This is a genomic window from Streptomyces sp. NPDC023157, from assembly GCF_055560575.1.
In genome coordinates, this window is record NZ_JBVHIL010000002.1 from 694871 (window position 1) to 720182 (window position 25312).

At 73.9% G+C, this 25312-nt stretch carries 21 protein-coding genes; 7 read left to right on the top strand and 14 right to left on the bottom strand.

Annotated elements, in window-relative coordinates:
- Positions 1-56 precede the first annotated feature (56 nt).
- From opcA to ACZ3ZE_RS08760, 3 genes are all read right to left on the bottom strand, one after another.
- A complete protein-coding gene (gene opcA / locus ACZ3ZE_RS08750; RefSeq protein ID WP_467258093.1) occupies positions 57-968 on the bottom strand; it encodes a glucose-6-phosphate dehydrogenase assembly protein OpcA in 912 nt (303 codons plus the stop codon).
- Positions 969-1068: 100 nt separating this feature from the next.
- Positions 1069-1998 (bottom strand): NADP-dependent oxidoreductase, encoded by a 930-nt coding sequence (locus ACZ3ZE_RS08755; protein ID WP_361173024.1) that lies wholly within the window; start codon positions 1996-1998, stop codon positions 1069-1071.
- A gap of 4 nt (positions 1999-2002) precedes the next feature.
- Complete coding sequence (locus tag ACZ3ZE_RS08760; protein WP_361173021.1) at positions 2003-2569, bottom strand: DoxX family membrane protein; 567 nt, start codon at positions 2567-2569, stop codon at positions 2003-2005.
- Between the two features lie 190 nt (positions 2570-2759).
- Here ACZ3ZE_RS08760 and ACZ3ZE_RS08765 point away from each other — a divergent pair, with 190 nt between their 5' ends.
- From ACZ3ZE_RS08765 to ACZ3ZE_RS08775, 3 genes are all read left to right on the top strand, one after another.
- Positions 2760-4169, top strand: coding sequence for a M20/M25/M40 family metallo-hydrolase (locus ACZ3ZE_RS08765; RefSeq protein WP_467258096.1), 1410 nt, complete (start codon positions 2760-2762; stop codon positions 4167-4169).
- Positions 4166-4768 carry an HdeD family acid-resistance protein gene (locus ACZ3ZE_RS08770; RefSeq protein WP_442305709.1) on the top strand — a complete coding sequence of 201 codons (603 nt, stop codon included), beginning with the start codon at positions 4166-4168 and terminating at the stop codon, positions 4766-4768. The genes ACZ3ZE_RS08765 and ACZ3ZE_RS08770 overlap by 4 nt, the downstream gene beginning before the upstream one ends.
- Positions 4769-4905: 137 nt before the next feature.
- Positions 4906-5328, top strand: coding sequence for a DUF350 domain-containing protein (locus tag ACZ3ZE_RS08775; RefSeq protein WP_132917519.1), 423 nt, complete (start codon positions 4906-4908; stop codon positions 5326-5328).
- A gap of 13 nt (positions 5329-5341) precedes the next feature.
- On the opposite strand, the gene ACZ3ZE_RS08780 is transcribed toward ACZ3ZE_RS08775, so the two are convergent.
- The 3 genes from ACZ3ZE_RS08780 to ACZ3ZE_RS08790 form a co-directional block, all read right to left on the bottom strand.
- Positions 5342-6556: a serine hydrolase domain-containing protein gene (locus ACZ3ZE_RS08780; RefSeq protein ID WP_361173012.1), complete on the bottom strand. Its 1215-nt coding sequence runs from the start codon at positions 6554-6556 to the stop codon at positions 5342-5344.
- 148 nt (positions 6557-6704) lie between these two features.
- Positions 6705-7172, bottom strand: a complete 468-nt coding sequence (locus ACZ3ZE_RS08785) for a hypothetical protein (protein ID WP_361173009.1) — start codon at positions 7170-7172, stop codon at positions 6705-6707.
- The gene (locus ACZ3ZE_RS08790; RefSeq protein WP_363292453.1) at positions 7169-8605 is read right to left on the bottom strand and encodes a WGR domain-containing protein; all 1437 of its coding nucleotides are present in this window, start codon (positions 8603-8605) and stop codon (positions 7169-7171) included. Before ACZ3ZE_RS08790 ends, ACZ3ZE_RS08785 begins: the two co-directional genes overlap by 4 nt.
- Positions 8606-8792: 187 nt before the next feature.
- On the opposite strand from ACZ3ZE_RS08790, the gene ACZ3ZE_RS08795 reads away from it, so the two are divergent.
- The gene (locus ACZ3ZE_RS08795; RefSeq protein WP_467258097.1) at positions 8793-9926 is read left to right on the top strand and encodes an SPFH domain-containing protein; all 1134 of its coding nucleotides are present in this window, start codon (positions 8793-8795) and stop codon (positions 9924-9926) included.
- Positions 9923-10906, top strand: coding sequence for a M23 family metallopeptidase (locus ACZ3ZE_RS08800; RefSeq protein ID WP_467258100.1), 984 nt, complete (start codon positions 9923-9925; stop codon positions 10904-10906). Before ACZ3ZE_RS08795 ends, ACZ3ZE_RS08800 begins: the two co-directional genes overlap by 4 nt.
- Positions 10907-10980: 74 nt before the next feature.
- On the opposite strand, the gene ACZ3ZE_RS08805 is transcribed toward ACZ3ZE_RS08800, so the two are convergent.
- The 7 genes from ACZ3ZE_RS08805 to ACZ3ZE_RS08835 all read right to left on the bottom strand — a co-directional run bounded on the left by ACZ3ZE_RS08805 (position 10981) and on the right by ACZ3ZE_RS08835 (position 20722).
- Positions 10981-12198: an ROK family transcriptional regulator gene (locus tag ACZ3ZE_RS08805; RefSeq protein ID WP_361621671.1), complete on the bottom strand. Its 1218-nt coding sequence runs from the start codon at positions 12196-12198 to the stop codon at positions 10981-10983.
- 96 nt (positions 12199-12294) lie between these two features.
- The gene (locus ACZ3ZE_RS08810) at positions 12295-13089 is read right to left on the bottom strand and encodes a maleylpyruvate isomerase family mycothiol-dependent enzyme (RefSeq protein ID WP_361172993.1); all 795 of its coding nucleotides are present in this window, start codon (positions 13087-13089) and stop codon (positions 12295-12297) included.
- 123 nt (positions 13090-13212) lie between these two features.
- Complete coding sequence (locus ACZ3ZE_RS08815; RefSeq protein WP_467258103.1) at positions 13213-16266, bottom strand: alpha-mannosidase; 3054 nt, start codon at positions 16264-16266, stop codon at positions 13213-13215.
- Between the two features lie 82 nt (positions 16267-16348).
- Positions 16349-17635, bottom strand: a complete 1287-nt coding sequence (locus ACZ3ZE_RS08820) for a glycoside hydrolase 5 family protein (protein ID WP_467258105.1) — start codon at positions 17633-17635, stop codon at positions 16349-16351.
- Between the two features lie 61 nt (positions 17636-17696).
- Entirely contained in the window at positions 17697-18536 is an 840-nt protein-coding gene (locus ACZ3ZE_RS08825; RefSeq protein ID WP_467258107.1) for a carbohydrate ABC transporter permease, read from the bottom strand.
- A gap of 3 nt (positions 18537-18539) precedes the next feature.
- Positions 18540-19418, bottom strand: a complete 879-nt coding sequence (locus tag ACZ3ZE_RS08830; RefSeq protein WP_363292457.1) for a carbohydrate ABC transporter permease — start codon at positions 19416-19418, stop codon at positions 18540-18542.
- Between the two features lie 8 nt (positions 19419-19426).
- Positions 19427-20722 (bottom strand): ABC transporter substrate-binding protein, encoded by a 1296-nt coding sequence (locus ACZ3ZE_RS08835; protein ID WP_361172978.1) that lies wholly within the window; start codon positions 20720-20722, stop codon positions 19427-19429.
- A 195-nt stretch (positions 20723-20917) separates the two neighbouring features.
- On the opposite strand from ACZ3ZE_RS08835, the gene ACZ3ZE_RS08840 reads away from it, so the two are divergent.
- Together ACZ3ZE_RS08840 and ACZ3ZE_RS08845 are read left to right on the top strand one after the other, a co-directional pair.
- Positions 20918-21943 (top strand): LacI family DNA-binding transcriptional regulator, encoded by a 1026-nt coding sequence (locus tag ACZ3ZE_RS08840; protein WP_467258110.1) that lies wholly within the window; start codon positions 20918-20920, stop codon positions 21941-21943.
- 158 nt (positions 21944-22101) lie between these two features.
- The gene (locus ACZ3ZE_RS08845; protein WP_467258112.1) at positions 22102-24552 is read left to right on the top strand and encodes an endo-beta-N-acetylglucosaminidase; all 2451 of its coding nucleotides are present in this window, start codon (positions 22102-22104) and stop codon (positions 24550-24552) included.
- A 12-nt stretch (positions 24553-24564) separates the two neighbouring features.
- On the opposite strand, the gene ACZ3ZE_RS08850 is transcribed toward ACZ3ZE_RS08845, so the two are convergent.
- Complete coding sequence (locus ACZ3ZE_RS08850; RefSeq protein ID WP_361172969.1) at positions 24565-25182, bottom strand: LysE family translocator; 618 nt, start codon at positions 25180-25182, stop codon at positions 24565-24567.
- Positions 25183-25312 lie beyond the last annotated feature (130 nt).

The following is a 25312-nucleotide window of genomic DNA, read 5'->3' on the forward strand; positions in this document are numbered from 1 at the left end:
GCGCGGCCGGCCCCCCGTGACAGGGGTCAGTCGAAGAGGGCGACGACCCCGACCATCTACCCCCCGTACCTCAACGCCGCCGCGTACGCCTCGTCCGGGTCCAGTCGGCGCAGTTCCTCCGCGATGAGTTCCGCCGTGGTGCGTACCTTCAGGGCCATCACGCGGCTCGGCTGGCCGGGGATGGCCAGGTGGGCGACCGGGCCTTCCGGGCGGTCGATGCGGATCTCGCCGTCCGGGGTGCCCATGCGGACGGCCGTCACGACCGGGCCGTCGGTGACGACCCGTTCGACGGGGACGCCGAGGCGGGCGCCGAACCAGCGGGCGAGGAGTTCGGCGCTGGGGTTGTCGGCCTCGCTCTCGACGGCGGCCGAGACGACCGTCGTACCGGCCTGGTCGAGGGCCGCCGCGAGCAGGGAACGCCAGGGGGTGAGCCGGGTCCAGGCGAGGTCGGTGTCGCCGGGGGCATAGGAGGCGGCGCGGGCGGCGAGCGCGGCGAGCGGGTCCTCGACGGCGTACGTGTCGGTGATGCGGCGCTGCGCGAGGGCGCCGAGGGGGTCCTGGGAGGGCACCTCGGGGGCGTCGACCGGCCACCAGAGGACGATCGGCGCGTCCGGGAGGAGGAGGGGGAGGACGACGGAGTCGGCGCGCCGGCCGAGTTCGCCGTGGAGGCGGAGGAGGACGGTCTCGCCCGCGCCGGCGTCGGTGCCGACCCGGACCTCGGCGTCGAGGCGGGTCTCGCTGCGGCCGCGCGGGGAGCGGGCGTGCCGCTTGATGACGACGAGGGTGCGCGAGGGATGCTCGCGGGAGGCCTCGTTGGCGGCCCGCACCGAGTCGTAGGCGTGCTCCTCGTCGGTGACGATGACCAGGGTGAGGACCATGCCGACGGCGGGAGTGCCGACGGCCCGGCGGGCCTCCAGGATCGCCTTGTTGATCTTGCTGGAGTTGGTGTCCGTGAGATCGATCTTCATGGCCGGCGCCCGTACCTTCCCTCGCGTGTCCGCATGCTCTCCCCCGCCCTCCCCGTAGCACCGGTCGGGCTCCGGATCTTCCCGAACACTATCGAGGTGTTCAGGGCTCGCCGACCGAGAGGACCAGCTTGCCCCGGGTGTGCCCCTCGCTGTTGAGCCGCCAGGCCTCGGCGGCCTCGCTGAGCGGCAGGACCTTCTCCACGGGGACGGTGAGGCGCCCCTCGTCGGCGAGGGCCGCGAGGGTCGTCAGGCCCGCGCCGTCGGGTCGCACCCAGACGTAGTGGCCGCCGAGGCCGGCCGCCCGGTGGTCGGCGACGGAGGCCAGGCGGGCGGCCGACGCGAGGAGTTCGACGGACACGTCGACGGCCTCCCCGCCGACGAAGTCGAGCGCCGCGTCGACGCCGCCCGGGGCCAGTTCCCGTACGCGGTCGGCGAGACCGGGGCCGTACGCGACGGGTTCGGCACCCAGTTCGCGCAGGAACGCGTGGTTGGCGGGGCTCGCGGTGCCGATGACACGGGCGCCGCGGGCGAGCGCCAGTTGGGTGGCGAGGGAGCCGACGCCCCCGGCGGCGGCGTGCACCAGCACGGTGTCGCCCGCGCCGACGCCGACGCGGTCGGCGGCCTGGAGGGCGGTGAGTCCGGCGAGCGGCAGGCCCGCGGTCTGGGCCCAGCTCAGCGCGCGGGGCTTGCGGGCGAGCATCCTGACCTGGGCGGAGACCTTCTCCGCGTAGGAGCCGTGCTCGGCGCTGTCCTTGCGGATGTAGCCGAACACCTCGTCGCCCGGGGCGAACTCGGTGGAGTCCAGGCCGTTGCGCTCGACGACCCCGGCGACGTCCCAGCCGGGGATCAGCGGGAAGTGGGTGACCATCAGGGGGTCGAGTCCGCCGGCGGCCAGCTTCCAGTCGACCGGGTTGATGCCCGCGGCCACCACCCGGATCAGGACCTCGCCGGGGGCGACCTTCGGCTCGGGGAGGTCCGCGAGCGCGAGGTCCTCGGGGCCGCCGTACCGCGGCATCGTCATGGCGCGCATGGCGTCACCCCTCCGGGTCCGGGGCGGTCCCGTGCTCGGGCTCGGGTTCGGGACGGGCCTCGGCCTCGGCCTGGGCCTGGGCGCGGCGCCCGACGACGGCCGCGGCGGCGAGCGCGGTGCCGACGAAGGCGGCGGCGACCACCCAGGGGCGGTCGAGGACGTGTCCGGTGGCGTGGTCCAGGGAGTAGCGGCCCGCTCCGGCGATGCCGATGGCGGCGGCGGTGAAGCCGAGGAAGGCGGGGTACTCGTATCCGCCGCTCTGGTTGAAGAAGCCGGCCGGGAGGTGCACGGAGACCGCGCCCGCCATGGCGCCCGCCGCGGCGGCGCCGGCCGCCGGGGTGGCCAGGCCGAGGGCGAGCAGGGCGCCGCCGCCCGCTTCGCCGAGCCCGGCGGCGATGGCGCTCTCGCGGGCGGGTGAGAAGCCCATCGCTTCCATTCCCTTGGCGGTGCCCTCGATGCCACCGCCGCCGAACCAGCCGAAGAGCTTCTGCGTTCCATGGGCGGCCAGGACGGCGCCGGTGCCGACCCGCAGGACGAGGAGTCCGAGGTCGCGGCGGTTGAGCGGGGTCATGGGGTCTCCCGGTGCGTGTCGGGGTCGCGGCGGGTGCGGCGAACTCCACAGGTGCTCTCCACTCTGCGCCGGGTGGAGCCGCGACCCTCAGCGGTGCTCGGCCATCCAGGTCATTTTTGCCATGTTTTGCGGCGTTCGTCCGGTGTTGCTTTAGTGAAAGCGCATTGCCCGCCCGACGGAAGTGGGACGCATGACCGCCGATTCCCCGGAGACCGCCGCCCTGCGCGCGAGGATCCGCGAGCTGATGCCACGTGCCAAGGAGGACCTGACCGCGCTGGTGGCGATGCGCTCGGTCGCCGACCCCCGGCAGTTCCCGCCGGAGGAGTGCGCCAGGACCGCCGACTTCCTCGTGGAGGCGTTCACGGAGGCCGGGCTGCGGGACATGCGTCGGGTGACCACCCCGGACGGCACGGACGCGGTGGTGGGGCACGCGCCGGGCCCCGAGGGCGCGCCGACGGTGCTCCTGTACTGCCACTACGACGTGCAGCCGCCGCTCGACGACGCCGCCTGGGAGACCCCGCCGTTCCAGCTGACCGAGCGCGACGGGCGCTGGTACGGGCGGGGCACCGCCGACTGCAAGGGCAACATCGCCATGCACCTGACCGCCCTGCGCGCGCTCGGCGGGCCCGACGGCACGGGCTTCCCGGTCCACCTCAAGTTCGTCGCGGAGGGCTCGGAGGAGCAGGGCACCGGCGGCCTGGAGCAGCTGGTGCCGCTGCGGCCGGAGCTCTTCGCCGCCGACGCCCTCCTGATCTGCGACACCGGCAACTTCACGCTCGGGCTGCCCACGGCGACCACCTCGCTGCGCGGTCTGACGAACGTGGTGGTGACCGTCTCCACGCTCCAGGGCGAGATGCACTCCGGCATGTTCGGCGGCCCCGCCCCGGACGCGCTCGCCGCGTTGGTACGGATCCTGGACAGCCTGCGCGACGAGGCCGGCAACACCACGGTCAAGGGCCTCGCGGACGACGGGACCTGGGACGGTGTCCCGTATCCCGCGGACCAGTTCCGCGCCGACGTCGGCGCCCTCGACGGGGTGTCGCTGCTCGGCACGGGCACGGTCGCCGACGAACTGTGGGCCCGGCCCGCGGTGACGGTGCTCGGCATCGACTGCCCGCCGGTGGTCGGTTCCTCGGCCGCCGTGCAGGCGAAGGTACGGGCCCGGGTCAGCCTCCGGGTGCCGCCCGGGATGGACGCCGAGGAGGCGCGGGACGCGCTCTCGGCCCATCTGCTCGCCGCCGCTCCCTGGGGCGCGCGGGTCGAGGTGGAACCGGAGAGCGTGGGCCAGCCGTTCCGGGCCCGCACCGACGGGCCCGCCTACCGGGCCCTCGGCTCGGCACTGAGCCGCGCGTACGGGAAGGACATGGTCCAGTCGGGGCAGGGCGGTTCGATCCCGCTGTGCAACGTGCTCGCCGCGCGGTTCCCGGACGCGGAGATCGCCCTGATCGGGGTCGAGGAGCCCGGCTGCCTCATCCACGCGCCCAACGAGAGCGTGGACCCCGCCGAGATCGAGACGATGGCGCTGGCCGAGGCGCTGTTCCTGCGGACCTACGCGACCCCGCCCGAAGGGCGCGCGAAGAGGAGTGGAGTGACGTCATGACACAGACGGACGACCGTCCCTCACGGGACGATCTGCCCCCCGGACCGCTCGCCATGCTGGCGGGCGTCGCGTGGCAGGCGCTGCTGGTCGCCGGTGTCATCGCGCTGATCCTGGGCGTGCTGGTGCTGGCCTGGCCGAAGGCCACCCTGACCGTGGTCGGTGTGCTGTTCGGCATCTACCTGCTGGTCAGCGGTGTGCTGCAACTGGTCGCGGCCTTCGGCACGCACGCCAGGACCTCGCTGCGGGTGATGGCCTTCATCAGCGGCACGCTGGGCATCCTGCTCGGTCTGTTCTGCTTCCGGGGCGCGACGCAGTCGCTTCTGCTGCTGGCACTGTGGATCGGCATCGGCTGGCTGTTCCGCGGCATCATGCAGACGGTCGCGGCGGCCTCCGACCCGGCGATGCCGGCCCGGGGCTGGCAGATCGCGCTCGGTGTCGTCAGCGCGCTGGCCGGTGTGGTGCTGATCGTCTCGCCGCTGGAGTCGGTGGCGGTGCTGACCGTCCTCGGCGGCATCTGGCTGCTGGTGGTGGGCGTGGCCGAGATCGTGACCGCCTTCATGGTCCGGTCCCGCGCCAAGCTGATCCCGCCGGGCGTCTGAGACGCCGCCCGGTTCCGAGGCCCCGGCCCACCCGGCCGGGGCCTCGGCGCGCTGCGCTACATTTTGCCGGTCCTTGACCGCGATCGATCACGCTCTCCGAGCGCACGCGATCCCTTCCCTCCGGAGCCGGCATTCCCATGAGCGACATCGTCAACGGCCTCGGCCGGGCCTCCGCGTACGGCGCCCTCGGCGTCGTCCTGCTGATCCTCGGCATCTTCCTGGTCGACCTGCTGACCCCCGGGAAGCTGGGGCGGCAGATCTGGGAGGACCGCAACCGCAACGCCGCGATACTCCTGTCCTCCGCGCTGCTCGGCGTCGGCGGGATCGTCTTCACGTCGATCTGGACGACCTACGAGGACTTCGCCAAGGGCCTGGTGTCCACGGCCGCGTTCGGCCTGCTCGGTCTGGTGATGATGGCGGTCGCGTTCCTCGTGGTGGACCTGGTGACCCCCGGCAAGCTGGGCGCCACCCTGGTCGACCCCGAGCCGCACCCGGCGGTCTGGGTGACCGCCTCGTGCAACCTCGCCGTCTCGGCGGTCCTGTCCGCCTCCATCGCCTGAACCCCGGGCTTCCTCAGCGCGGGGGGATCGCCCCGGCGTAGACGTGGTCCGGGGTGATGATCTCGGTGATCGCCCGGGCGAGCAGCGTGGACGGCTCCTGGCCGCCGACGAGCGAGTCGGTGTTGATGATGAGGACCAGGGTGGCCTTCTTCTCGGGCAGGTAGACGGTCACCGTCTCGTAGCCGGGCAGCGAGCCGTTGTGGCCGATCCAGCCGTTGGTGTCGAGAATGCCGAGGCCGTAGTTGGTGCCGGGGAACCCGGTCGGCAGCGTCTTGAGGCGCTGCGCCTGGGTCTCGGGGCTGAGCAGCCGCCCGGTGGCGACGATCTCGGCCCAGCGGCGCAGGTCGTGCAGGTTCGAGATCATCGCCCCGGCCGCCCAGCCCCAGCTGGGGTTCCAGTCCGTGGAGTCCTCGACCTTGCCGCTCAGCGTCTGGTCGGTGTAGCCGTGGGCGTGCGGCTCGGGGAACTCGGCGCCGTAGGGGAACAGCGTGTCCTTCAGGTGCGAGGGCCGGAGCACCCGGTGGTGGATGAAGTCGGCGAGCCGGTGCCCGCTGACCTTCTCCACGACCAGGCCGAGCAGGACGAGGTTGGTGTTGGAGTACTCGAACTTCGCGCCCGGCTTGAACGTGTTCTTGTGCGTGAAGCCGTACTTCAGCACCTCGTGCGGCGTCCACTGCCGCTCCGGGTCGCTCAGCAGCTCGTGGACGAAGGTCTTGTCCGCGGTGTACGGGAAGAGGCCGCTGCGCATCTCGGCGAGCTGGCGCAGCGTGATCCGCCGCCCGTCCGGCACGCCGTGGACGTACTTCGCGATCGGGTCGTCGAGCCCGACCCGCCCCTCGTCGACGAGCTCCAGGAGCGCGGTGACCGTGAAGGTCTTGGTCTCGCTGCCGATCCGGGCGTACGTGTCGACGAACATCGGGCGGCCGGTGGCCTTGTCGGCGACGCCGGTGGCGCGCACGTAGCTGCCCTTGCCGGGCATCCACACTCCGGCGACGACGCCCGGGATGCCCGCCTTCTTGCGGACGTCCTCGATCGCCTTGTCCAGCCGGGCGGTCAGCTCGGTGCCGAGCCCGTCCGGCGGGCAGTCGTCGCCGTGCCGGCCGGTGCCGTGGGGTCCCGGGCTCGCGGCCTGGACCGCCGTGGCGGGGGTCGCGGCCACCGGGGCCAGCACGGACGCCACCAGCAGCGTCGCGGCGAACAGCCGGCGGTGGGGGGTTCTTCGTGGCATGTCGGGACGCCTCTTCCGGGTCACGGGATTCGGAGGGCCAGATGACCACCGCGGCCCGTGGGGAGGGCCTCCGGTCCCGCGTGTGTTCCGGCGAGTCCACTCGATCGGAGCCGCCCGCGTCGCCGGGCGGCCCGGGGCCACGGGCCCCCTACGCTTCTTCCGGCCGGACCGCCTCCACCTCCAGGAAGTGGCGTCGGCGCGGGCCCCGGTAGAGCAGGGCCTCCCAGCCGAGCCGGTCGAGGGCGGCGGCGCAGGCGGTGAGGGCGGTCTCCTCCTGGTGGGCGGCGCCCGCGCCCGGCGGGCCGAGCCACTCGACCACCGCCGTGCCGGGCCGCTCGCCGGCGGTGACCCGGTAGCCGGTGGCGGTGCGGGCGCCGGTCGCGTCGAGCGCCGAGGGCGGCTGCCGGGCCGCCTCCAGGGCGAGGGCGATGGCCCGCACCGGCTGTCCGCGCTCCCAGGCGGCGGGGCTCGCCGCCGGGTCGCCGCCCTGGCGGTTCGTCAGCCGCCTGATCTGGAGCAGCCCTTCGAACGCGGCCCGCACTTCGCGCGAGCGCTGCTCCACGTCCGCCTCGGGCAGCGCGGGCCCGTCCCCCGTGGCCGCGTGGAAGGTGCTCACAGCAGCCGCCGGATGTCGCCGCGGACCCGGTAGAAGCCGCCCGAGGCCGGGTGCAGGGCGTCGACGACGTAGCGGGCGCCGGGCTCCCGGATGGCGCGCGGGAACTGCACGTTCCACCCGGTCTCGTACCCCTCGGTGACGACGTGGACCCGGGTCCTGCCGCCCTCCTGGACGCACTCCACGACGACCGTGCCGGCGGGCGCGGCGCGGACCGCGTCGACGGCGGCGAAGGTGGTCGCCGGGGCGTACGTGGGCAGGGCGGCGGCCAGCTTGATGTCCTGGGCGACGGGGACGGTGCCCTGCTGGGCCGCGGCGATGGCCGCCTCGCTCGCGTCCACGCAGAGCAGCGAGCCGTCCGTGGTCACCAGGTAGAGGCGCTCGTCGCGGTACTGCATCGAGAGGGCCGAGCCGCCGCCGGTGCCCAGCTTCCACAGCCGGGTGCCGTCCTCGGCGAAGCAGTAGACGGAGGAGGCGTTGTCCCCGGCGAAGACGAAGCGGCCGCCGGGCGAGGTGGCGCACGAGTACACCGGGCTGTCGCAGCCGTAGACCGCCTCGGTGCGCCCGTCCCGCTTGGCGAGCCGGTGGACCTTGCGGCGCGCGGTGCCCGCGTAGACGGAGGTGTCCTCCTGCCAGCCGAAGAGCACCCCGCCCTCGGCGGGGGTGTGCCACAGCTCCCCGCCGCCGTCGGGGGCGTAGGCCGTCACGCCGCGGCTGTCGCCGTGGTAGACGCCGTCGGCGTCCGCGCGCACCATCCAGGCGTGCTCGCCGCGCCCGGAGCGTGACCACTGGTACTCGTCCTCGTGGTCGATGACGGTGAGCCGGCCGGAGCGGTCGGCGACGTCGAGGACGCCCTCGTGGATGTCGAGCCAGAAGATGTCGACGTCGGCCGCGATGTCGTAGGCGGCGAAGGGCAGCTTGGACGACAGGTCGTAGACCCGGCCGTCGTCGCAGCCCGCGTAGATCCAGAAGTCGTCGGCGACCAGGCACTTGACGCCGTCCGGAAGGCTGAAGCGGGCCTGGACCTCGCCGGTGTGGCCGAGGGTGAAGACCTCGCCCGCCTGGTTGCCCACCCAGCAGCGCTCGTCGTCCACGTGGATGCCGAAGGCCGCGGAGCCGGTGCGGAAGCGCCACAGCACGGGGGCGACGGCGCGGGCGGTGGAGGGCGCGGAGCTGACCGCGCGCCGGCTGACCGCGCGGGCCGCGCGCTGTCCCTGGACCGCCGGCGCGTACCCCTTGCGGACCTTCTCGCCTATCTTCTTCGCCGCCGCGGCCTGTGCCTTCTCGACCGTGGCGAACGTCGAGGTCTGCGTCTGACCGGCCGCGCCGATGCGTCCGTAACGGACCGACACCACGGTGCCGGTGACCGTCACTTCGTAGAACTTGTGGGCGCCGCCGCCGTCCTGGGACAGCTCCAGATAGGTCTTCGTCGTCATGTCGAGAACGGTAGGGGGAGCCACTGACAATGCCGGATCAGCGGCCCTCGGAGCCGACGCCAGGGACCAAAGTCCGTCCGATTCAGGACCTTCGTCACGGCATTTCGGACATTAACCCCTGTGACGATGGTTTCTGAAGATCATCCGACACGTCGTCACCTCGACGAGGGACGGCCGGAAGGGCCCTATGACCGAGCGACAGAAGCGGCCCCTGCCCATACGCGCGCGATGGCACACCGACGGCATACCGATGGACGACCTGTTCCGGGCCGACCCCACGGCACCCGACGCGACACCGGGCACGACGCCGACCGCGACGCTCCCGCCGCTCCCCCAGCCGACGCGCCCCGCCCTGCCGACCCGGCCCTCGCGCCCCCGGCCGCCGGAGCGCCAGACGCGGCCCGCCGCGGAAGCATCGCCGGGGCCGTCCCGGCGCCCGCCGCCGGAGGAGCCCGAACTCGTGGAGCGCGGCGGACCGGCGGTCCCCGGCTGGCTGGCCGTCCTCGTCGGTCTCACCGCGCTGGGCGGGGCCGGCGCGCTGCTGTGGCGGGCCCGGCCGCTGCGGACGGTCCAGCTGGCGCCGTGGGAGTGGGCCGCGTTCGGGGGCTGCGTCGCCGTCGCGGTGCTGGCCTTCGGCGGGCTGACGAGGGGCCGGACCGGTTCCGCCTGGGTGCTCTCGCTCTTCGGCCGCTACCGGGGCAGCGTGCGGCGCACGGGGCTCGTGTGGATCAGCCCGTTCGTGCTGCGCCGCCGGATCGACGTCCGGCTGCGGCACTGGCGCAGCGAGCCGATCGCCGTGGTCGACGCCGAGGGCTCGGCGCTGCGGGTGGTCGTCCTGGTCGTCTGGTCGGTGAAGGACACCGCGCGGGCGCTGCTCGCCGTGGACGACCATCTCGACTATCTGCGCGAGCAGGTGGAGGCGGCCGCCGCGCGCGTCCTGTCCCAGCTGCCCGCGGACGCGTTCCGGGGCGACGGGCCCACGCTGCGGGACGCGGAGGCGGTCGGCGGCGCGCTGACCCGGCTGCTGGCGGCCGAGTGCCGGCCGGTCGGCATCGCGGTGTTCTCGGCGCAGCCGACCCGGATCGAGTACGCGCCGGAGGTGGCGGCCGTGATGCAGCGGCGCCAGATCGCCGCGCTCGACGCCAAGCACCGCGACACCGTGCTCACCAGCGTGATCGACGCCGTGGACGACACGGTGACCCGGCTGACCACCCGCGGCCTCGTCGAGCTCGACGACTTCGAACGCCAGGCCCTGGTCAAGGACTTGACCGTGGCCTTCTACACCCGGCGCGGCGGACCCTCCGAACAGGGCCAGGAGTGAGCACCGGCGCGCCCGCCCGCGAGAAGGGCACCGACGGCCCCCGAGAGAGCGAGGACACCATGGAACTGCGGACCCCCGACTTCACCGACGAGACGGCCGGGACGAGCTGCGACTGCGCGGGCTGCGCCGCGGCCCGCACGGCCGCCCGCACCGAGCGCGGCGGCGGTGTGGCGGCCCTGCGCGGGGTGCGCTGCGCGGTCGTCGCGACGGTCGGCGCGGTGGCCCTCGCGGGCACCGGCGCGGGCACGGCGGCGGCCGAGCCGGCCCCGTCGCACGCGGGCTGGGACGGCTCGCGCTACTGGTTCAAGAACGAGGCCGGCCAGTGGCGCTGGACCAGTCACCACGCCACGTACGCCCAGCGGACCGGTGAGACGGCGGCGAAGGCGCGGCAGCAGCCGAAGCGCGGCGGCGGCGAGCCGGTCTTCCGGGGGCGGCAGGGCTGGGACGCGACGGACCGGGTCTACTGGTTCCGGAGCGGCGGCCACTGGTACTGGACCAGCCACAAGGAGAAGTACGAGCAGCGCACCGGCGCCAAGGGCGGCGGCGCGACGGGCGGTTCGACGACGGGCAGCTCGCGGGGCTGGACGGCGCCCGTCTCCTCGTACGTCTTCACCGGCGCCTACGGGCAGCACGGTTCCTGGTCGAAGGGCTATCACACGGGCCAGGACTTCGCCGTGCCGACCGGCACCACGGTCCGCTCGGTCGGCCCGGGCCGGGTGGTGCACGCCGGGTACAACCGGAGCTACGGCTACGAGGTGGTCATCCGGCACGCCGACGGGCGCTACACCCAGTACGCGCATCTCTCCCGTATCGACGTGTCCCCCGGCCAGAGCGTGTCGGCGGGTCAGCGCATCGCGCGCTCCGGGGCGACGGGCCGCGTGACGGGTCCGCACCTGCATTTCGAGGTGCGGACCACGCCCTACTTCGGCTCGGACGTCAACCCGCTGGCCTACCTGCGCGCGCACGGGGTGCGCGTGTAGGGGCGGTTCCGTCCGCGGAGGGTCGCCGGGCACGGCGGGCGACGGCGCTGTCGTGGGTGCCCGGGACGGCGCCGTCAGCCGCCGTACGTGAGGGGGTCCGCGAGGATGTCGCGCAGGACGAGCGCCGCCGCGCCCCGGGCCGTGGTGGCGGTGGTCGAGGCGGCGCGCAGGCGGCCCGCGTCCGGCGGCCAGAGGGCGGAGACGACCCGGCGGGCGAGCTCGGTCTCGACGGCCGGGGCCAGCCAGGGCATGAGCCGGGGGTAGATGCCGCCGAGGACCACGGCCTGCGGGTCGAGGAGGTTGACCGCTCCGGAGAGGGCGACGCCGAGCATCCGGCCGGCCTCGTCGAGGGCGGCGAGGGTACGGGGCTCGGCGGCGGCGGCCCGTGCGACGAGGGTGTCGAGCGAGGGCGCCCCGGCGGCGCGCAGCAGTGCCGGCTGGCCCGCGTACTGCTCCAGGCAGCCGTGCGCGCCGCAGCGGCAGCGGGGGCCGTCCGGGGTGACCGGGAGGTGCCCGATCTCGCCGGCGAACCCGTGGGCGCCGCGCAGGAGTTCGCCGTCCAGGACGATCGCGCCGCCGACCCCGATCTCGCCTGTGACGTGCAGGAAGCTGCGGATCCCGCCGAGCTCGCCGAACCAGAGCTCGGCGAGCGCGGCGACGTTGGCCTCGTTGTCCGAGGCCACGGGCAGGCAGGGGGTGCCGGGCGGGCGGGCCGTGGCGGCGGCGAGGGCCTCGGCGAACAGGGCGTCCGCGTCGACCCGGTTCCAGCCGAGGTTGGGGGCCTGGCGGACGGTGCCGCCGGAGACCAGGCCGGGCAGCGCGAGCCGTACGCCGGTGGGGCGCAGCTCCAGCAGGGCCGCCTCCGCCAGGACCTCGGCGGCGATGTCCGCCGCCCCGCGCAGCACCTCGGCGGCGGTGCGGGCGCGGTGGTCGAGCGGCTCGGTGCGGCGCACCCGGTCGGCGCCGGTGAGGTCGGCGACGCACACGCTCACGTAGTCGACGTTGATCTCGACGCCGAGGCCGGCCGGTCCGGTGCCGGCGGGCTTGAGGACGGTGCCGGGACGCCCCGCCTGGCCGCTGAAGGTCTTCCCCGACTCGACGAGCAGCCCGAGCTCCAGGAGCTGTTCGGCGAGCGAGGACACGGCGGCGCGGGTGAGGCCCACCCGGGCCGCGACGGCCGCCCGGGTCGTCTCCCCGGCCTCGTGCACGGTGCGCAGGACGAGGCTCAGGTTGTGCCGGCGTACGCCCGCCTTGTCGGCCTTGGGCTCCGAGGGGTGGTGGGGGCTGTTCATCGTGCGCAGAGCCTAGCCGGAGGGCGCGGGAACGGGGGCGGCCCGGTGCGGGGGCGCCCGCCCGGGCTTCCCTCGGCGGGGCAGGTCCCCCGGGCGCTACGGCGCGACGAACATCCGGGGGAAGCGCGGGCCCAGCCACGGCTTGCGGCCCCAGGCGAGGGCACGGCCGGTGGCCATCACCGGGACCGGGTCGAGCCGGCCGAGGGCCATCAGGAGGAAGGCGACGGGCTCGGTCAGGACCGTGCAGTCGGGCCGGTCCAGGGGGCCGTGCGTGGTGGTGACCGTCCCGTCGGCGACGGTCACGCCGAACTGGCTGCCGCCCCACAGCCGCACCCGGTAGCGGGCGGTGACCCCGGCGACGGCCGCGGGGTCGGCCACCCGGGGCATCACTCCGACCATGAACGGCAGGGTCAGCTCGACCCGGGCGCGGTCCACCATGTGCGGGCGGCCGAGCGCGCGGGCCAGGTCGTAGCCGTGGCCGAGCATGTGCGTGAGCAGGTACGCGCCGAGGCCGGCGGGGTCGAGCGGCCCCATGGGGGTCTCCACGACCTCGTCGGGCGCCCGCTCCTCGACGGCGTCGAGGAACGCCAGGGCCTGGTCGACGATCAGGTCGGCGAGCGGTCCGGCGGCCCGCTCGGGGAAGGCCGCCAGGGCCTCCTCGTTGGCGGCGGCGATGCCCGCCGCGGTGCCGTCGGCGTAGGGGCGGGCGTGGCCGGCGGCGAGCTCGGCCATCAGCAGGTTGGCCTGGCCCAGGTGGGCCGCGGTCTCGCCGACCGTCCACGTCAGCCGGGGCACGGGCAGCCCCGTGTCGGGGGCCGCGCGCAGCACATCGGCGATGTCCCGCGCGGTGTCGCGTATCGCGTCACCGAGCCCTTCCGGCAGCACACCCATGTCTCGCCCACTCCTCGCGCCCCGACGGATCAGGGCGCAAGAGTAGGGCGTCGGTGCCGCCCGGGACCAGGGGTAACCCCCCACTGATCAGGCGTGGGTCCGGTGGGGGGCCACCCGCTCGGCTCAGGCCCGGCTCAGGCGCAGCGTGAGCAGCTGGAAGGGGCGCAGGACGACCGGGACCTCGTCGCCCTCGACCGGCACCGCCTCCTCCTTGGGGCGCTCCAGCAGGTCGCAGACCCGCGCCCCGGCGAGGGCGAAGCCGGTGGAGAGGCGGGTGCGGGCGCGGCCGCCGCCGGCCTCGTAGAGCCGGACGACCACGTCGCCGCTCCCGTCGTCGGCCAGCTTCACGGCGCTGACCACCACGGCCGGGTCGGCGACGCTCACCAGCGGCGCCACGTCGGCGGCGCCGGGCACCCGCCGCTCGGGCAGGTTGATCAGATAGCCCTCGCGGACGGCGTCGCCGATGCCCGCGCCGGGGACGAGGGCGTGCCGGAAGCGGTGTGTGCCCTGGTCGGTGTGCGGGTCGGGGAAGCGCGGGGCGCGCAGCAGGGAGGCCCGGACGGTGGTCGTGGTGCCCTGGTCGCTCGGCCGTACGGTACGGGTGACGTCGTGGCCGTACGTGGAGGCGGTGACGAGCGAGACGCCCCAGCCGGGCTCCTCGAAGTGGACGAACTTGTGGTTGCAGGCCTCGAACTTGGCCGCCTCCCAGCTGGTGTTGGCGTGGGTGGGCCGGTGCAGGTGCCCGAACTGGGTCTCGGCGGCGTAGCGGTCGGTGTGCAGGTCGAGGGGGAACGCGGCCTTGAGGAACTTCTCGGTCTCGTGCCAGTCCACCTCGGTGTCGAGGTCGAGCCGCTTGGCCCCGGCGGTCAGGGTGAGGGTCTGGACGGCCCGGGAGGAGCCGAAGGAGCGGGTGACGCGGACGGCGACCGCTCCGGCCGTGTCGGCGGCGACGGTCAGCTCGTCGACGCCGGTGAGGTCCGTGACGGTGTTGCGGTAGAAGCGGTCGACGTCCCAGGCGTCCCACATGTTCGGGAAGTCCGGGTGGAGTTGGAGCAGGTTGGCGGCGGCGCCCGGCGCGACCGTCTCACGTCCCGTGTCGAGGTCGACGGCGGAGACGACGAGCCCGCGCGCGTCGACGGTGACCCGCAGCAGCCCGTTGCCGAGGACGAAGCCGCCTTCGGGGCGGGCGGTGACCGTACAGCGCCCGGGGGCGGCGGGCAGGGTGGCGACGCGGCGGGCGCCGCCCGCGGGGACGCCGCCGCGCGGGTGCGGGGCGCTGTTGAAGACCACCTCGGCGGAGCCCGGGTCCGTGCCGTCCCCGGGGGCGCCGGCGAGGGCCCGCTGGGCCCGGTCGACGAGCGCGGTCAGTTCCTCGGCCACGGCGGCGTACGTGCGCTCGGCCTCCCGGTGGACCCAGGCGATGGACGAGCCGGGCAGGATGTCGTGGAACTGGTGGAGCAGCACCGTCTTCCAGATCCGGTCCAACTCCGCGTACGGGTACGGGAGTCCGGTCCGCACGGCGGCGGTGGCGCACCACAGTTCGGCCTCGCGCAGCAGGTTCTCGCTCGCCCGGTTGCCCTGCTTGGTCCGCGCCTGGCTGGTGAGGGTCGCCCGGTGCAGCTCCAGGTACAGCTCCCCCACCCACACGGGCGGGTCGGGGTACTCGGCCTGCGCCTTGGCGAAGAACTCGGCGGGCCGCTCCCAGCGCACCCGGGCGGAGCCCTCCAGGTCGCGCATCCGGGCCGCCTTGGCGATCATCTCGCGGGTGGTGCCGCCGCCGCCGTCGCCCCAGCCGGTGGGCGCGATGGAGTGCCGGGCGCGGCCCTTGTCCTTGAAGTTGCGGACGGCGTGGGCGATCTCCTTGCCCTGCATGGAGCAGTTGTACGTGTCGATGGGCGGGAAGTGGGTGAAGACGCGGGTGCCGTCGACGCCCTCCCACCAGAAGGTGTGGTGCGGGAAGGAGTTGACCTGGCTCCAGGAGATCTTCTGGGTCAGGAGCCACTTCGAGCCGGCCTCCTTGATGATCTGCGGGAGCCCGCCGGCGAAGCCGAAGGTGTCCGGCAGCCAGGCCTCCTGGTTCTCGACGCCGAACTCGTCCATGAAGAAGCGCTTGCCGTGCACGAACTGACGGGCCATCGCCTCCGAGGACGGCATGTTGGTGTCGGACTCGACCCACATGCCGCCGGCCGGGACGAAGCGCCCCTCGGCGACGGCCTTCTTGACCCGGGCGTACACCTCGGGCCGGTGCTCCTTGATCCAGGCGTACTGCTGGGCCTGGGACATCGTGTAGACGAAGTCGGGCTCGTCCTCCAGGAGGGCGGTCATGTTGGCGGTGGTGCGGGCCACCTTGCGGACGGTCTCGCGCAGCGGCCACAGCCAGGCCGAGTCGATGTGGGCGTGTCCGACGGCGCTGATCCGGTGGGCGGAGGGCTCGGCGGGCGATGCGAGGACCTCGGTCAGCTCGGCCCGGGCGGCGGCGGCCGTGCCGCCCACGTCCTGGAGGTCGAGCGCGTCCAGGGCCCGTTCGACGGCGCGCAGCACGTCCCAGCGGCGGGCGCCCTCGACGGGGAGCTCGGCCATCAGCTCGCCGAGCACCTCCAGGTCGGCGACGAGCTGCCAGACCGTCTCGTCGAAGACGGCGAGGTCCATCCGGGCCAGCTTGTACTGGAGGGAGTCGCCGGCGGTGTCCTGGTCGCCGAGTTCGGTGGGCAGGAAGGGGTGGTAGTCGAGGATGACCGGGTTGGACGCGGCCTCGACGTGCAGCAGGACCTCCTCGCCGCCGCGCGCCGGTTCCGCGATCCGCACCCACTGGTTGCGCGGGTTGAGTCCCTTCACCGGGCTGCCGTCGGGGCGGTAGACCAGGCCCTCGCACTGGAAGCCGGGCATGTTGGCGTCGAAGCCGAGGTCGATCAGCGCCTCGACGGTGCGGCCGGCCCACTCCTCGGGCACGGTGCCGGAGACGGTGAGCCAGCTGGTGCCCCAGGGCGCTCCCCAGGCGTCGCCGACGCCGATCGGGGTCCGGGGCGCGGCGAGCCCCTCGGCGACGGGCACGGGTTCGCCGGGGGCGGTCCAGATGCCGACCTGGAGGGGCACGGAGACGGGGTACACGGCGGGGCGGACGCGTTCGTCGAGGACGCGCTTGAGCCGGTTCTCGACGAGGCTGCGGTCGTCATGCATGGGCGGGACTCTCCGGATCACGAAGGGGCGGAGGGGGGGGCGGCGGTGCGGGGCGGCGGGGTGTACGGGGTGGGGCGAGGCGCTACGCGACGCCGGAGCCGAGGTCGGCGGCACCCAGCGCGTCGAGCGTGACGAGTTCCGTGATCCCGCGCGCGGCGAGGTACGCGGGGTCGTCGGCGCGGGCGGCGAGGACCACGGACGGGCGGGCTCCGTCCGCGGCGAGCCGCATGAACGCCTCGAAGTACGCGCCGCCGGGGGCGCACGCGGAGCGCTTCGGTCCCTCGTCGGGCAGGTCGAGGACGAGCGCGGTGCCGCGGGGCGCCGGGGCCGGGGTGGTCGCGCGGGCCTCGGCGACGGCGTCGGCGAGCGCCCGGCCGGCCGGCTTGACCCGGCGGTCGGTGGTCAACAGGCCGAGGCTGTATTCCAGTTCGGGGAAGTCGGCGAGCGAGCGGTCGACGTCGTGGGAGCACCACCACGTGATACCCCACAGATCGGGGCAGTCGAGCGCGGCGGCGAAGGTCGTCCGGGTGAATTCGGCCGCGCGGTCGGCGGCGATGTGCGGGGCGGGGGCGCCGACCTCCTGGAGCCAGACGGGCCGCCGGGGGTCGGTGGCCCAGGCCTTGGAGAGTTCGACGAGGTAGGCGGCGTGCTGGGCGACGGCCACGGAGTCGGGGCCGTAGCGCTGGGCGGTGCCGTTGAAGACCCAGGAGTGGACGGCCGTGACGGCGCCGAGCCGGGCGGCCTGGGCGGGGGTGAAGGGGTGGTCGTCCTGGTACCAGGCGGCGTCGTACTCGGCGTGCAGGTGGAGCCGCCCGGGGGCGCCCTCCTCGCAGGCGGCGAGCATCCGGCGCAGCCAGGTCCCGGCCTCGTCGGGGGTGATGCGGTCGGGGTCGGGGTGGGGGTCGCCGGAGAACTGGTTGATCTCGTTGCCGACGGTCATGCCGAGGAAGTGGGGCCGGTCGGCGAGGGCGGCGGCGAGGGTGCGGAGGTAGGTGCTCTGCCCGTGGACGACCTCGGGGTCGGTGAAGAGGCCGCGCCGGTGCCAGGTGCGGGTCCAGGCGGGCAGGAAGTCGAAGCTGGAGAGGTGGCCCTGGAGCCCGTCGACGGCGACGTCCAGGCCGCGTTCCCCGGCCGCGTCGGCGAGCAGGCCGAGCTGTTCGATGGCGCGGGGGCGTATGAGGGTGCGGTTGGGCTGGAACAGCGGCCAGAGCGGGAAGACGCGGATGTGGTCGAGGCCGAGGGCGGCGACGGAGTCGAGGTCGGCGCGTACGGCGTCGAGGTCGAAGTCGAGCCAGTGGTGGAACCAGCCCTGGCTGGGGGTGTAGTTGACGCCGAAGCGCGGACCGGTGCGGGGCTGAGGGTTCGTCATGCGGGGTGCGGTTCCTTCGTGAAGGAGGGGTGCTGACGGGTCGGGTGGCGGGGCCGGCGGGTCATCCCTTGATGGCGCCCTCCTCGACCCCCTTGAAGAAGAAGCGCTGGAGCGCCGCGAACACGGCGACGACCGGCAGGAAGGCGATCATGGTGCCGGCGGCGATCTGCCGGGGGTTGGCGCTGAACGTGCCGTCGAGGTATTGGAGGCCGACCGTGAGGGTGTAGCGCCCGGGGTCGTTGAGCACGATCAGCGGCCACAGGAAGTCGTCCCAGGCCTGGATGAAGGTGAAGATCACGACGACGCTCAGCATGCCGCGCACGCTGGGCAGTCCGATGTGCCACAGGCGCTGCCACACGCCGGCGCCGTCCACGAGCGCGGCGGCGTCGAGCTCGGGCGGGACCGCGCGGAAGGCGGTGTACATGAGCAGCACGTTGAGCATGCCGATCGCCCCGGGCAGGGCCACGCCGAGGAGGGTGTCGGTGAGGCCGAGGCTGCGGACGGTCACGTACTGGGAGACGATGGTGACCTCGCCGGGCAGCACGAGGGTGGCGACGAAGAGGCCGAGGGCGAGCCGGGCTCCCCTGAACCGCAGCCGGGCCAGGGCGTATCCGGCGAGGGTGGCGCCGACGACGTTGCCGAGGACGGCGATCCCGGCGACGATCAGCGAGTTCGCCGCGTAGCTCCACACCGGGATGGTGTCGGCGACCTTGGCGTAGTTGTCGAGGGTGAGGTCCTCGGGCAGGAAGCGGGGCGTGCGGGAGAAGACGTCCTCCGCGGGGCCCTTGAGCGAGGTGGACAGCTGCCAGAGGAAGGGGCCGACGGTGAGGAGCAGGACGAGGACGAGCAGGAGGTAGCGGAGCGCCTTCCGCGCGGTGGAGGGCGTGCGGCTCAGGGCCATCCGTCAGGCCGCCTTCCGGTTGAGCCGGGCCAGGACCAGCATGGGGCCGACGGTGAGGACGAAGAGCAGCACGCTGAGGGCGGAGGCGTAGCCGATGTGCCCGGTGAAGCCGCGGCTGTACATCTGGATGAGCATGACCACCGACATGTCGCGCCCGCCGGGTCCGCCGGTGCCGTTGGACAGCACGTACAGCTCGGAGAAGACCCGCAGCGCGGAGACCGAGATGAGCACGGAGATGAGCAGCATCGCGGGGCGCACGCCGGGCAGGGTGACGTGCCAGAACCTGCGGGGGGCGCCGGCCCCGTCGACGGCGGCGGCCTCGTGCAGCTCTCGGCCGACGTTCCCGAGCGCGGACAGGTAGATGACCATGTAGTAGCCGAGGCCCTTCCACACGGTGAGGCCGATGGCGCTGAACAGCAGCAGCCAGCGGTCGGTGAGGAAGGAGACGGGCCGGTCGGCGAGGCCCAGTTGCTGGAGCAGGCCGTTGAGCAGGCCCCGGTCGTCGAGCATCCAGCCCCAGACCAGGCCGACGACGACGGCGGAGGCGACGACCGGGGTGTAGAAGGCGGTGCGGAAGAAGGTGATGCCGGGCAGTTTCCGCTCCACCAGGAGGGCGAGCAGCAGCGGCAGCAGGGTGAGCAGGGGCAGGCAGACCAGCAGGTAGATGACGCTGTTGACGAGGGCGTCCGTCAACTGGGCGTCGTCGAGGACCCGTTCGTAGTTCTCGAGTCCGGTGAAGCGGCCGCCGCCGAGCGGCCGGGCGCTGGTGAAGGACAGGATCACGGTGTTGACCGCGGGCCACAGGTTGAAGACGGCGAGCCAGACCAGGGCGGGACCGGCGAGCAGCCAGGGCGTGAACCAGCGCCGGTGCGTCAGCGTCATCGCGGGGCTTAGTCCTTGATCAGCTGGTTGGCGCGGGCGACGGCCGTGTCCAGGGCTTCCTTCGAGCTCGTCTGGCCGCTGACGGCGAGGGAGATCTGCTGGTTGATGACGGTCTTGACGGCGTCGTTGGCCTGCACGGGTTCGAGGACGCGGGCGGCGGCGAGCGAGCGGAAGGCCGAGACCTTGGCGTCGGCCGCGTTGGTGCCGTCGCTCTTGCTGAAGAAGGGGTCGGCGGCGGACGCGGTGGTGGAGGGGAAGATGCTGGTCTCGTGGGCGAAGGCGGCCTGGTTGGCGGCGTTGGTCACCCAGCGGGCGAGGGCCAGGGCCGCGGTCGGGTTCTTGGTGGACCGGGGGATCGACAGGCCCTGCACGTACAGCGGCGGGGTGCCCATCGCCGGTGAGGAGACCACCTTGGGGGCCAGCGTCGGGTTGTCGACCGCGAGGCTGGTGATGTAGTTGGCGCCCGCGGTGGTCCAGGCGGCGGTGCCGGAGGCGAACAGCTTGGTGTTGCCCGCGTAGGTCTCGGTCAGGACGTCCTTGGGCAGCAGGCCCTCCTTGAACGCCGCGCGGTAGGTGTCGAGGACGGCGGCGGCCTCGGGGGTGTTGAAGGTGAAGCTGCGCCCGTCCGCCGACATGACCCGCACCCCGGCGTTGGCCAGGTCCATGAGGTTGGGCTTGCGGCTCATGAGGTACGTCCGGCCGCCGGACCTGGCCTTGACGGTACGGGCCGCCGCCACCAGCTGGTCGAGCGAGGCCGGCGGCTTCTTCGGGTCGAGGCCGTAGCGGGTGAGCAGGTCGGCGTTCCAGTAGTTGACGTCGGTGTTGAGGTACCAGGGATAGCCGAAGGTGCCGTCGTGGCCGGGGAAGCGGTACGCGTCGAGGCCGCCCTTGACGTAGTCGGCGGAGGCGGACGGGTCGGACCCCGCGATGTCGAGCAGCAGGTTCTGCTTCACCAGCGGCAGGGCGAAGTCCGGGGGCAGGTTGACGACGTCGGGCAGGGTGCCGCCGGCGGACTGGCTGAGGACCTTCTCCGAGTAGCCCTCGCCCGGCTGGTCGAGCCAGTCGACCTCGACGCCGGGGTACTTCTTCTCGAAGCCGGCGATCACGCCCTCCATGTACGCGGTGAACTTCGGCTTCAGGGCCCAGGTCTGGAGCGAGACCTTGCCCTTCACCTCGCCGCCGGAGACCGCCGGGCCGGGGGCGCCGGAGTCCTCCGCGCCGCCGAGGCCGCAGCCGGCGAGGGTCACCGCCGCCACCGCGGCCGCCGTCCACCGCGCCCAGCGGCTCCTTCGAATGACTCGCACGAGGGTGTCTCCTTGCTGATCGATGGTGCAGGGAGTGCGGTGGCCGTCGGGACGCAACCACCCGTTTACTAAACCGCTATAGCGATGCGGGACTATCCTCCCGGCTAGACTCCGGTGTCAAGAGAGCCCGCGAAGACCGGCCGTCCTCGCGGGGGTGGCGGCGGAGCGGGAACGGCCGATCAGGGAGGGCGTCCGGTGGCCAGACCGACCATCGCCGACATCGCCAGGGAGGCGGGGGTCTCCAAGGGCGCCGTCTCCTTCGCGCTCAACGGGCGCCCGGGGGTGAGCGAGGCGACCCGGGACCGGATCCTGCGGGTGGCCGAGCGGATGAACTGGCGCCCGCACAGCGCCGCCCGCGCCCTCGGCGGGGCCCGCGCGGGCGCCGTCGGCCTGGTGCTCGCCCGCCCCGCGCGGACGATCGGCCTCGAACCCTTCTTCAGCCATCTGCTCTCCGGGCTCCAGGCCGCGCTCTCCGGCCGCGGCACCGCCCTCCAGCTGCTCGTCGTCGAGGACACGGCCGGCGAGATCGAGGTCTACCGGCGCTGGACCTCCGAGCACCGGGTGGACGGCTTCGTCCTCGTCGACCTCCAGGTGCGCGATCCGCGCATCCCGGTCCTGGAGGAGCTGGGCGTCCCCACCGTGGTGCTCGGCGGCCCCGGCCGGCACGGGCGGCTGCCCGCCGTCTGGGCCGACGACCGCGAGGCCATGACCTCGATCGTCGAGTACCTGGCCGCCCTCGGGCACCGCCGGATCGCCCATCTCGCCGGCCTGCCCTCGTTCCAGCACACCCAGCGCCGGATCCGGGCGGTACGGGACGCGGCGCGGCGGCTCGGCCTCGCCGACGCCGTCTCCGTGCCGACCGACTTCAGCGACGCGGAGGGCGCGGCGGCCACCCGGGCCCTGCTCGCCCGGCCGGGTCGGCAGCGGCCGACCGCGATCGTCTACGACAGCGACGTGATGGCGGTCGCGGGCCTCGGGGTCGCCACCGAGATGGGGGTCGCGGTCCCGGGCGGGCTGTCCGTCGTCTCCTTCGACGACTCGGCGCTCACCCGGATCGTGCACCCCTCGCTGACCGCCCTCTCCCGGGACACCTTCGCGCTCGGCGAGCAGGTCGCGACGGCGCTGCTCGCGCAGGTCGACGCCCCCGGCTCGGCCCAGGACGTCAGGAATCCGACCCCCCGGCTGACGGTCCGCGAGAGCACGGCCCCGCCCGGTGCCTGACCGGGACGGCCCTCTTGACCCCGGTCACTAAAGCCGTTTAGCCTCCCGGACCGAACGGCCCGGCGTCCTCGGCGGCGCCGGCCCACCCTCGTTGTCCTCCGCACCATCGCGCCACCGGCACCACCAGCCCCCACCCCTTCCGCTGGACCGGAGCTCCGATGAGACGACCCCTGCACCTCCTCCTGGCCGCGGCGCTGTCCGCGGCCGCGCTCGGCCTCGGCGCCGCCGCGCCGAGCGCGTCGGCCGCGGCCGAGGGCCCCGCGGCCCCGGCGAGCCCCGCCGCCCCCGCCGCCGCGGGCGACCAGCCGTACGCCTCGTACTGGTACCCCGACTCGATCCTGAACTGGGACCCGGCCACCGACCCGGACGCGCGCTTCAACCGCTCCCGCGTACCGCTCCGGCCGCGCGTCTCCGATCCCGCGCTCAAGGCCAACGCCAACGCCCGCGCGGGCGAGGGCAAGATCGTGTCGCTGGTCTCCTTCGGCCCCACCTCGAACAACCCGTCCCAGGGCTCGGCCGACCCGAACTACTACGCCTTCGGGCACTGGCAGTACGTCGACAAGCTGGTGTTCTGGGGCGGTTCGGCGGGCGAGGGCCTGATCCTGGCGCCCAATCCGACCGTGATCGACGCGGCCCACCGCAACGGGGTCAAGGTCTACGGCACGGTCTTCTTCCCGCCCACCGCCTACGGCGGCCAGCTCCAGTGGGTGCGCGACTTCACCCAGAAGTCCGGCAGCCGCTACCCGGTCGCCGACAAGCTGGCGCAGGTCGCGCAGCACTACGGCTTCGACGGCTGGTTCGTTAACCAGGAGACGGCCGGCGGCGACTCGAGGCTGGCCACCGAGGTGCGCAACACCCTGCGCTACGCCCGCTCCCTCGGCCCGGTCGAGTTCATGTGGTACGACGCGATGACCGAGTCCGGCTCGGTGAGCTGGCAGAACGCGCTGACCTCCGCCAACGACGCCTTCCTCCAGGAGGGTGCGCAGCGCACCAGCGACTCGATGTTCCTCAACTTCAACTGGAGTTCAGGAGGCCTGAGTTCGTCCCGCTCCCTGGCCCGTGGTCTCGGGCGCGGCGAGTACGAGCTGTTCAGCGGCGTGGACACCGAGTCCAACGGCTACAACACGAGCGTCGACTGGAACGCCCTCTTCCCGGCCGGGCAGCCGCACACCGCCTCGCTCGGGCTCTACCGCCCCGAGTGGACGTGGAAGTCCGCCGCCGACCGGGCCGACTCCGTCGCCCGCGAGGCGCGCTACTGGGACGGCGCCAACGGCGACCCGTCCGACACCACGACCAGCTCCTCGTGGAAGGGCCTCGCGCAGTACGTCGCCGAGTCCTCCCCCGTCACCACGAAGCCCTTCGTCACCCACTTCGACGCCGGGCAGGGCGACTTCTACCACTCCGGCGGCACCCGCGTGTCCGGCGCGGGCTGGAACAACCTGTCCCTCCAGGACGTGCCGCCCACCTACCGCTGGCTGGTGCGGTCCACCGGCACCAAGCTCAAGCCGTCGATCGACTTCACCGACGCCTACGAGGGCGGCTCGGCCCTGCGCCTGACCGGCCCGCTGGACGCCGTGAACTCCGTACGGCTGTACCAGACGCGGCTGCCGGTGGCGGCCGACACCAAGCTGGCGGTCGCGGTGCGGACCCCGGCGGCCGGGCCCACCCGGCTGAAGGCGGCCCTCTCCTTCACCGACGCCCCGACCGCCTTCACCACCCTGGACCTCGGCTCCACCACGGGCACCGGCTGGGAACGCAAGGTGCTCGACCTCTCCGCGTACGCCGGGCGGACGGTCGCGCAGCTCGGCCTGGAGACCACCGGGACGGCCTCCTCGTACGACATCAAGGTGGGGCAGCTCGCCCTGTACGACGGCACGGTGGACGTGCCGGCCGCCCCCACCGCGCCGGCCGTCCTCGGCACGACGGACACGGGGACGAGCAAGTCCCTCCGGCTCGGCTGGACCGCGTCGGCCTCCGGCGAGGTGCACCACTACGAGGTGTACCGCCGCAACGCCGACGGCAGCCGCACCTTCCTCGGCGCCACGCCCAACGACGCCTACTTCGTGCCGAAGCTGGACCGGGCCGGCACCGAGACCACGACGACGCTCGACATCGAGGCCGTCTCCACCGAGTTCGGCCGCTCCCCCGCCGCGAGCACCACGGTCACCTGGTCCGGGACGGCCGAGAGCAACCTGGCGCTGAACAGGCCCGCGACGGCCTCCGGGCAGTGCAACACCGCGGAGGCCCCCGCCAAGGCGGTCAACGGCAGCGTCTCGGGCGGCACCACCGACAAGTGGTGCGCGACGAGCTCCGCCAAGTGGCTGGAGGTGGACCTCGGTGCGGCCCGGACGCTGAGCCGCTTCGTGGTGAAGCACGCGGCGGCGGGCGGCGAGAGCGCCACCTGGAACACCCGGGACTTCCGGGTGGAGGTCCGCGACAGCACCACCGCGGCCTGGACCACCGCCGTCACCGTCACCGGCAACACGGCGGCGACCACGACCCACCCGGTCGCGTTGACCGCCCGGTACGTCCGCCTGGTCGTCACCGCGCCGACGCAGACGACCGATCCGGCGGCCCGGATCTACGAGTTCGAGGCCTGGGGCTCCTGACCGCCGGACGCGCTAGGAGGTCGCCGTGGCGACCTTCACCCCGAAGCCGATGAGCACCACACCGGTGACCCGCTCCATCGCTCCCCGCACCGCGGGCCGGGCGAAGAAGGAGCGGGCCCCGGCGAGCAGCAGCACATAGCCGGAGAGCCAGACGACCGTGAGCGCCGCGTGGATCAGCACCAGCAGGGCCATCCCGGTGTGGGGGGAGAGCCCGGACGGCGCGAGGGTCGGCAGCAGGCCGGTGTAGAAGACCGCGATCTTCGGGTTGAGCACATTGCCCACCAGACCGGTCCGCCACGGGTTCCCGGCGGGCGGCGGCGCGTCCACGGGCGCCGCCGCACCGCCGCGCCGGTTCCGCCACAGCGCCTGCGCCCCGAGGAACACCAGGTAGGCGGCGCCGACCAGCTTCACCACGGTGTACGCGACGGACGAGGCCGCGAGGACGGCGGCGAGCCCGGCCACGGACAGCACGCCCCAGACCAGCAGACCGCTGGCGATCCCGCCGACGGTCAGCAGCCCGTCCCGCCGCCCGGCGGCCACGGCCCTGCGGGTCACGATCGCCATGTCCGGCCCCGGCACCATCGTCAGCAGGGCGAGCACACCGGTCGCCGCGAGAAGTTCGAACCCCATGGGCCGAGTCTGCCAGCCCCCGGGCCCGGCCCGGGGGCAGGCCCCGGCCATCGGTGTGAGCGGCGCCCCCCGACACCCGCATGGCCCGCGTGTTCTCCCGCCCCCGGGCCGTACGGCGACCGGACAATGA

What these genes read in the sequence shown, in the direction of transcription:
- opcA (WP_467258093.1), bottom strand. Translation starts at nt 968, where the DNA reads ATGAAGATCGATCTCACGGACACCAACTCCAGCAAGATCAACAAGGCG.
- ACZ3ZE_RS08755 (WP_361173024.1), bottom strand. Translation starts at nt 1,998, where the DNA reads ATGCGCGCCATGACGATGCCGCGGTACGGCGGCCCCGAGGACCTCGCG.
- ACZ3ZE_RS08760 (WP_361173021.1), bottom strand. Translation starts at nt 2,569, where the DNA reads ATGACCCCGCTCAACCGCCGCGACCTCGGACTCCTCGTCCTGCGGGTC.
- ACZ3ZE_RS08765 (WP_467258096.1), top strand. Translation starts at nt 2,760, where the DNA reads ATGACCGCCGATTCCCCGGAGACCGCCGCCCTGCGCGCGAGGATCCGC.
- ACZ3ZE_RS08770 (WP_442305709.1), top strand. Translation starts at nt 4,166, where the DNA reads ATGACACAGACGGACGACCGTCCCTCACGGGACGATCTGCCCCCCGGA.
- ACZ3ZE_RS08775 (WP_132917519.1), top strand. Translation starts at nt 4,906, where the DNA reads ATGAGCGACATCGTCAACGGCCTCGGCCGGGCCTCCGCGTACGGCGCC.
- ACZ3ZE_RS08780 (WP_361173012.1), bottom strand. Translation starts at nt 6,556, where the DNA reads ATGCCACGAAGAACCCCCCACCGCCGGCTGTTCGCCGCGACGCTGCTG.
- ACZ3ZE_RS08790 (WP_363292453.1), bottom strand. Translation starts at nt 8,605, where the DNA reads ATGACGACGAAGACCTATCTGGAGCTGTCCCAGGACGGCGGCGGCGCC.
- ACZ3ZE_RS08795 (WP_467258097.1), top strand. Translation starts at nt 8,793, where the DNA reads ATGACCGAGCGACAGAAGCGGCCCCTGCCCATACGCGCGCGATGGCAC.
- ACZ3ZE_RS08805 (WP_361621671.1), bottom strand. Translation starts at nt 12,198, where the DNA reads ATGAACAGCCCCCACCACCCCTCGGAGCCCAAGGCCGACAAGGCGGGC.
- ACZ3ZE_RS08810 (WP_361172993.1), bottom strand. Translation starts at nt 13,089, where the DNA reads ATGGGTGTGCTGCCGGAAGGGCTCGGTGACGCGATACGCGACACCGCG.
- ACZ3ZE_RS08815 (WP_467258103.1), bottom strand. Translation starts at nt 16,266, where the DNA reads ATGCATGACGACCGCAGCCTCGTCGAGAACCGGCTCAAGCGCGTCCTC.
- ACZ3ZE_RS08820 (WP_467258105.1), bottom strand. Translation starts at nt 17,635, where the DNA reads ATGACGAACCCTCAGCCCCGCACCGGTCCGCGCTTCGGCGTCAACTAC.
- ACZ3ZE_RS08825 (WP_467258107.1), bottom strand. Translation starts at nt 18,536, where the DNA reads ATGGCCCTGAGCCGCACGCCCTCCACCGCGCGGAAGGCGCTCCGCTAC.
- ACZ3ZE_RS08830 (WP_363292457.1), bottom strand. Translation starts at nt 19,418, where the DNA reads ATGACGCTGACGCACCGGCGCTGGTTCACGCCCTGGCTGCTCGCCGGT.
- ACZ3ZE_RS08845 (WP_467258112.1), top strand. Translation starts at nt 22,102, where the DNA reads ATGAGACGACCCCTGCACCTCCTCCTGGCCGCGGCGCTGTCCGCGGCC.
- ACZ3ZE_RS08850 (WP_361172969.1), bottom strand. Translation starts at nt 25,182, where the DNA reads ATGGGGTTCGAACTTCTCGCGGCGACCGGTGTGCTCGCCCTGCTGACG.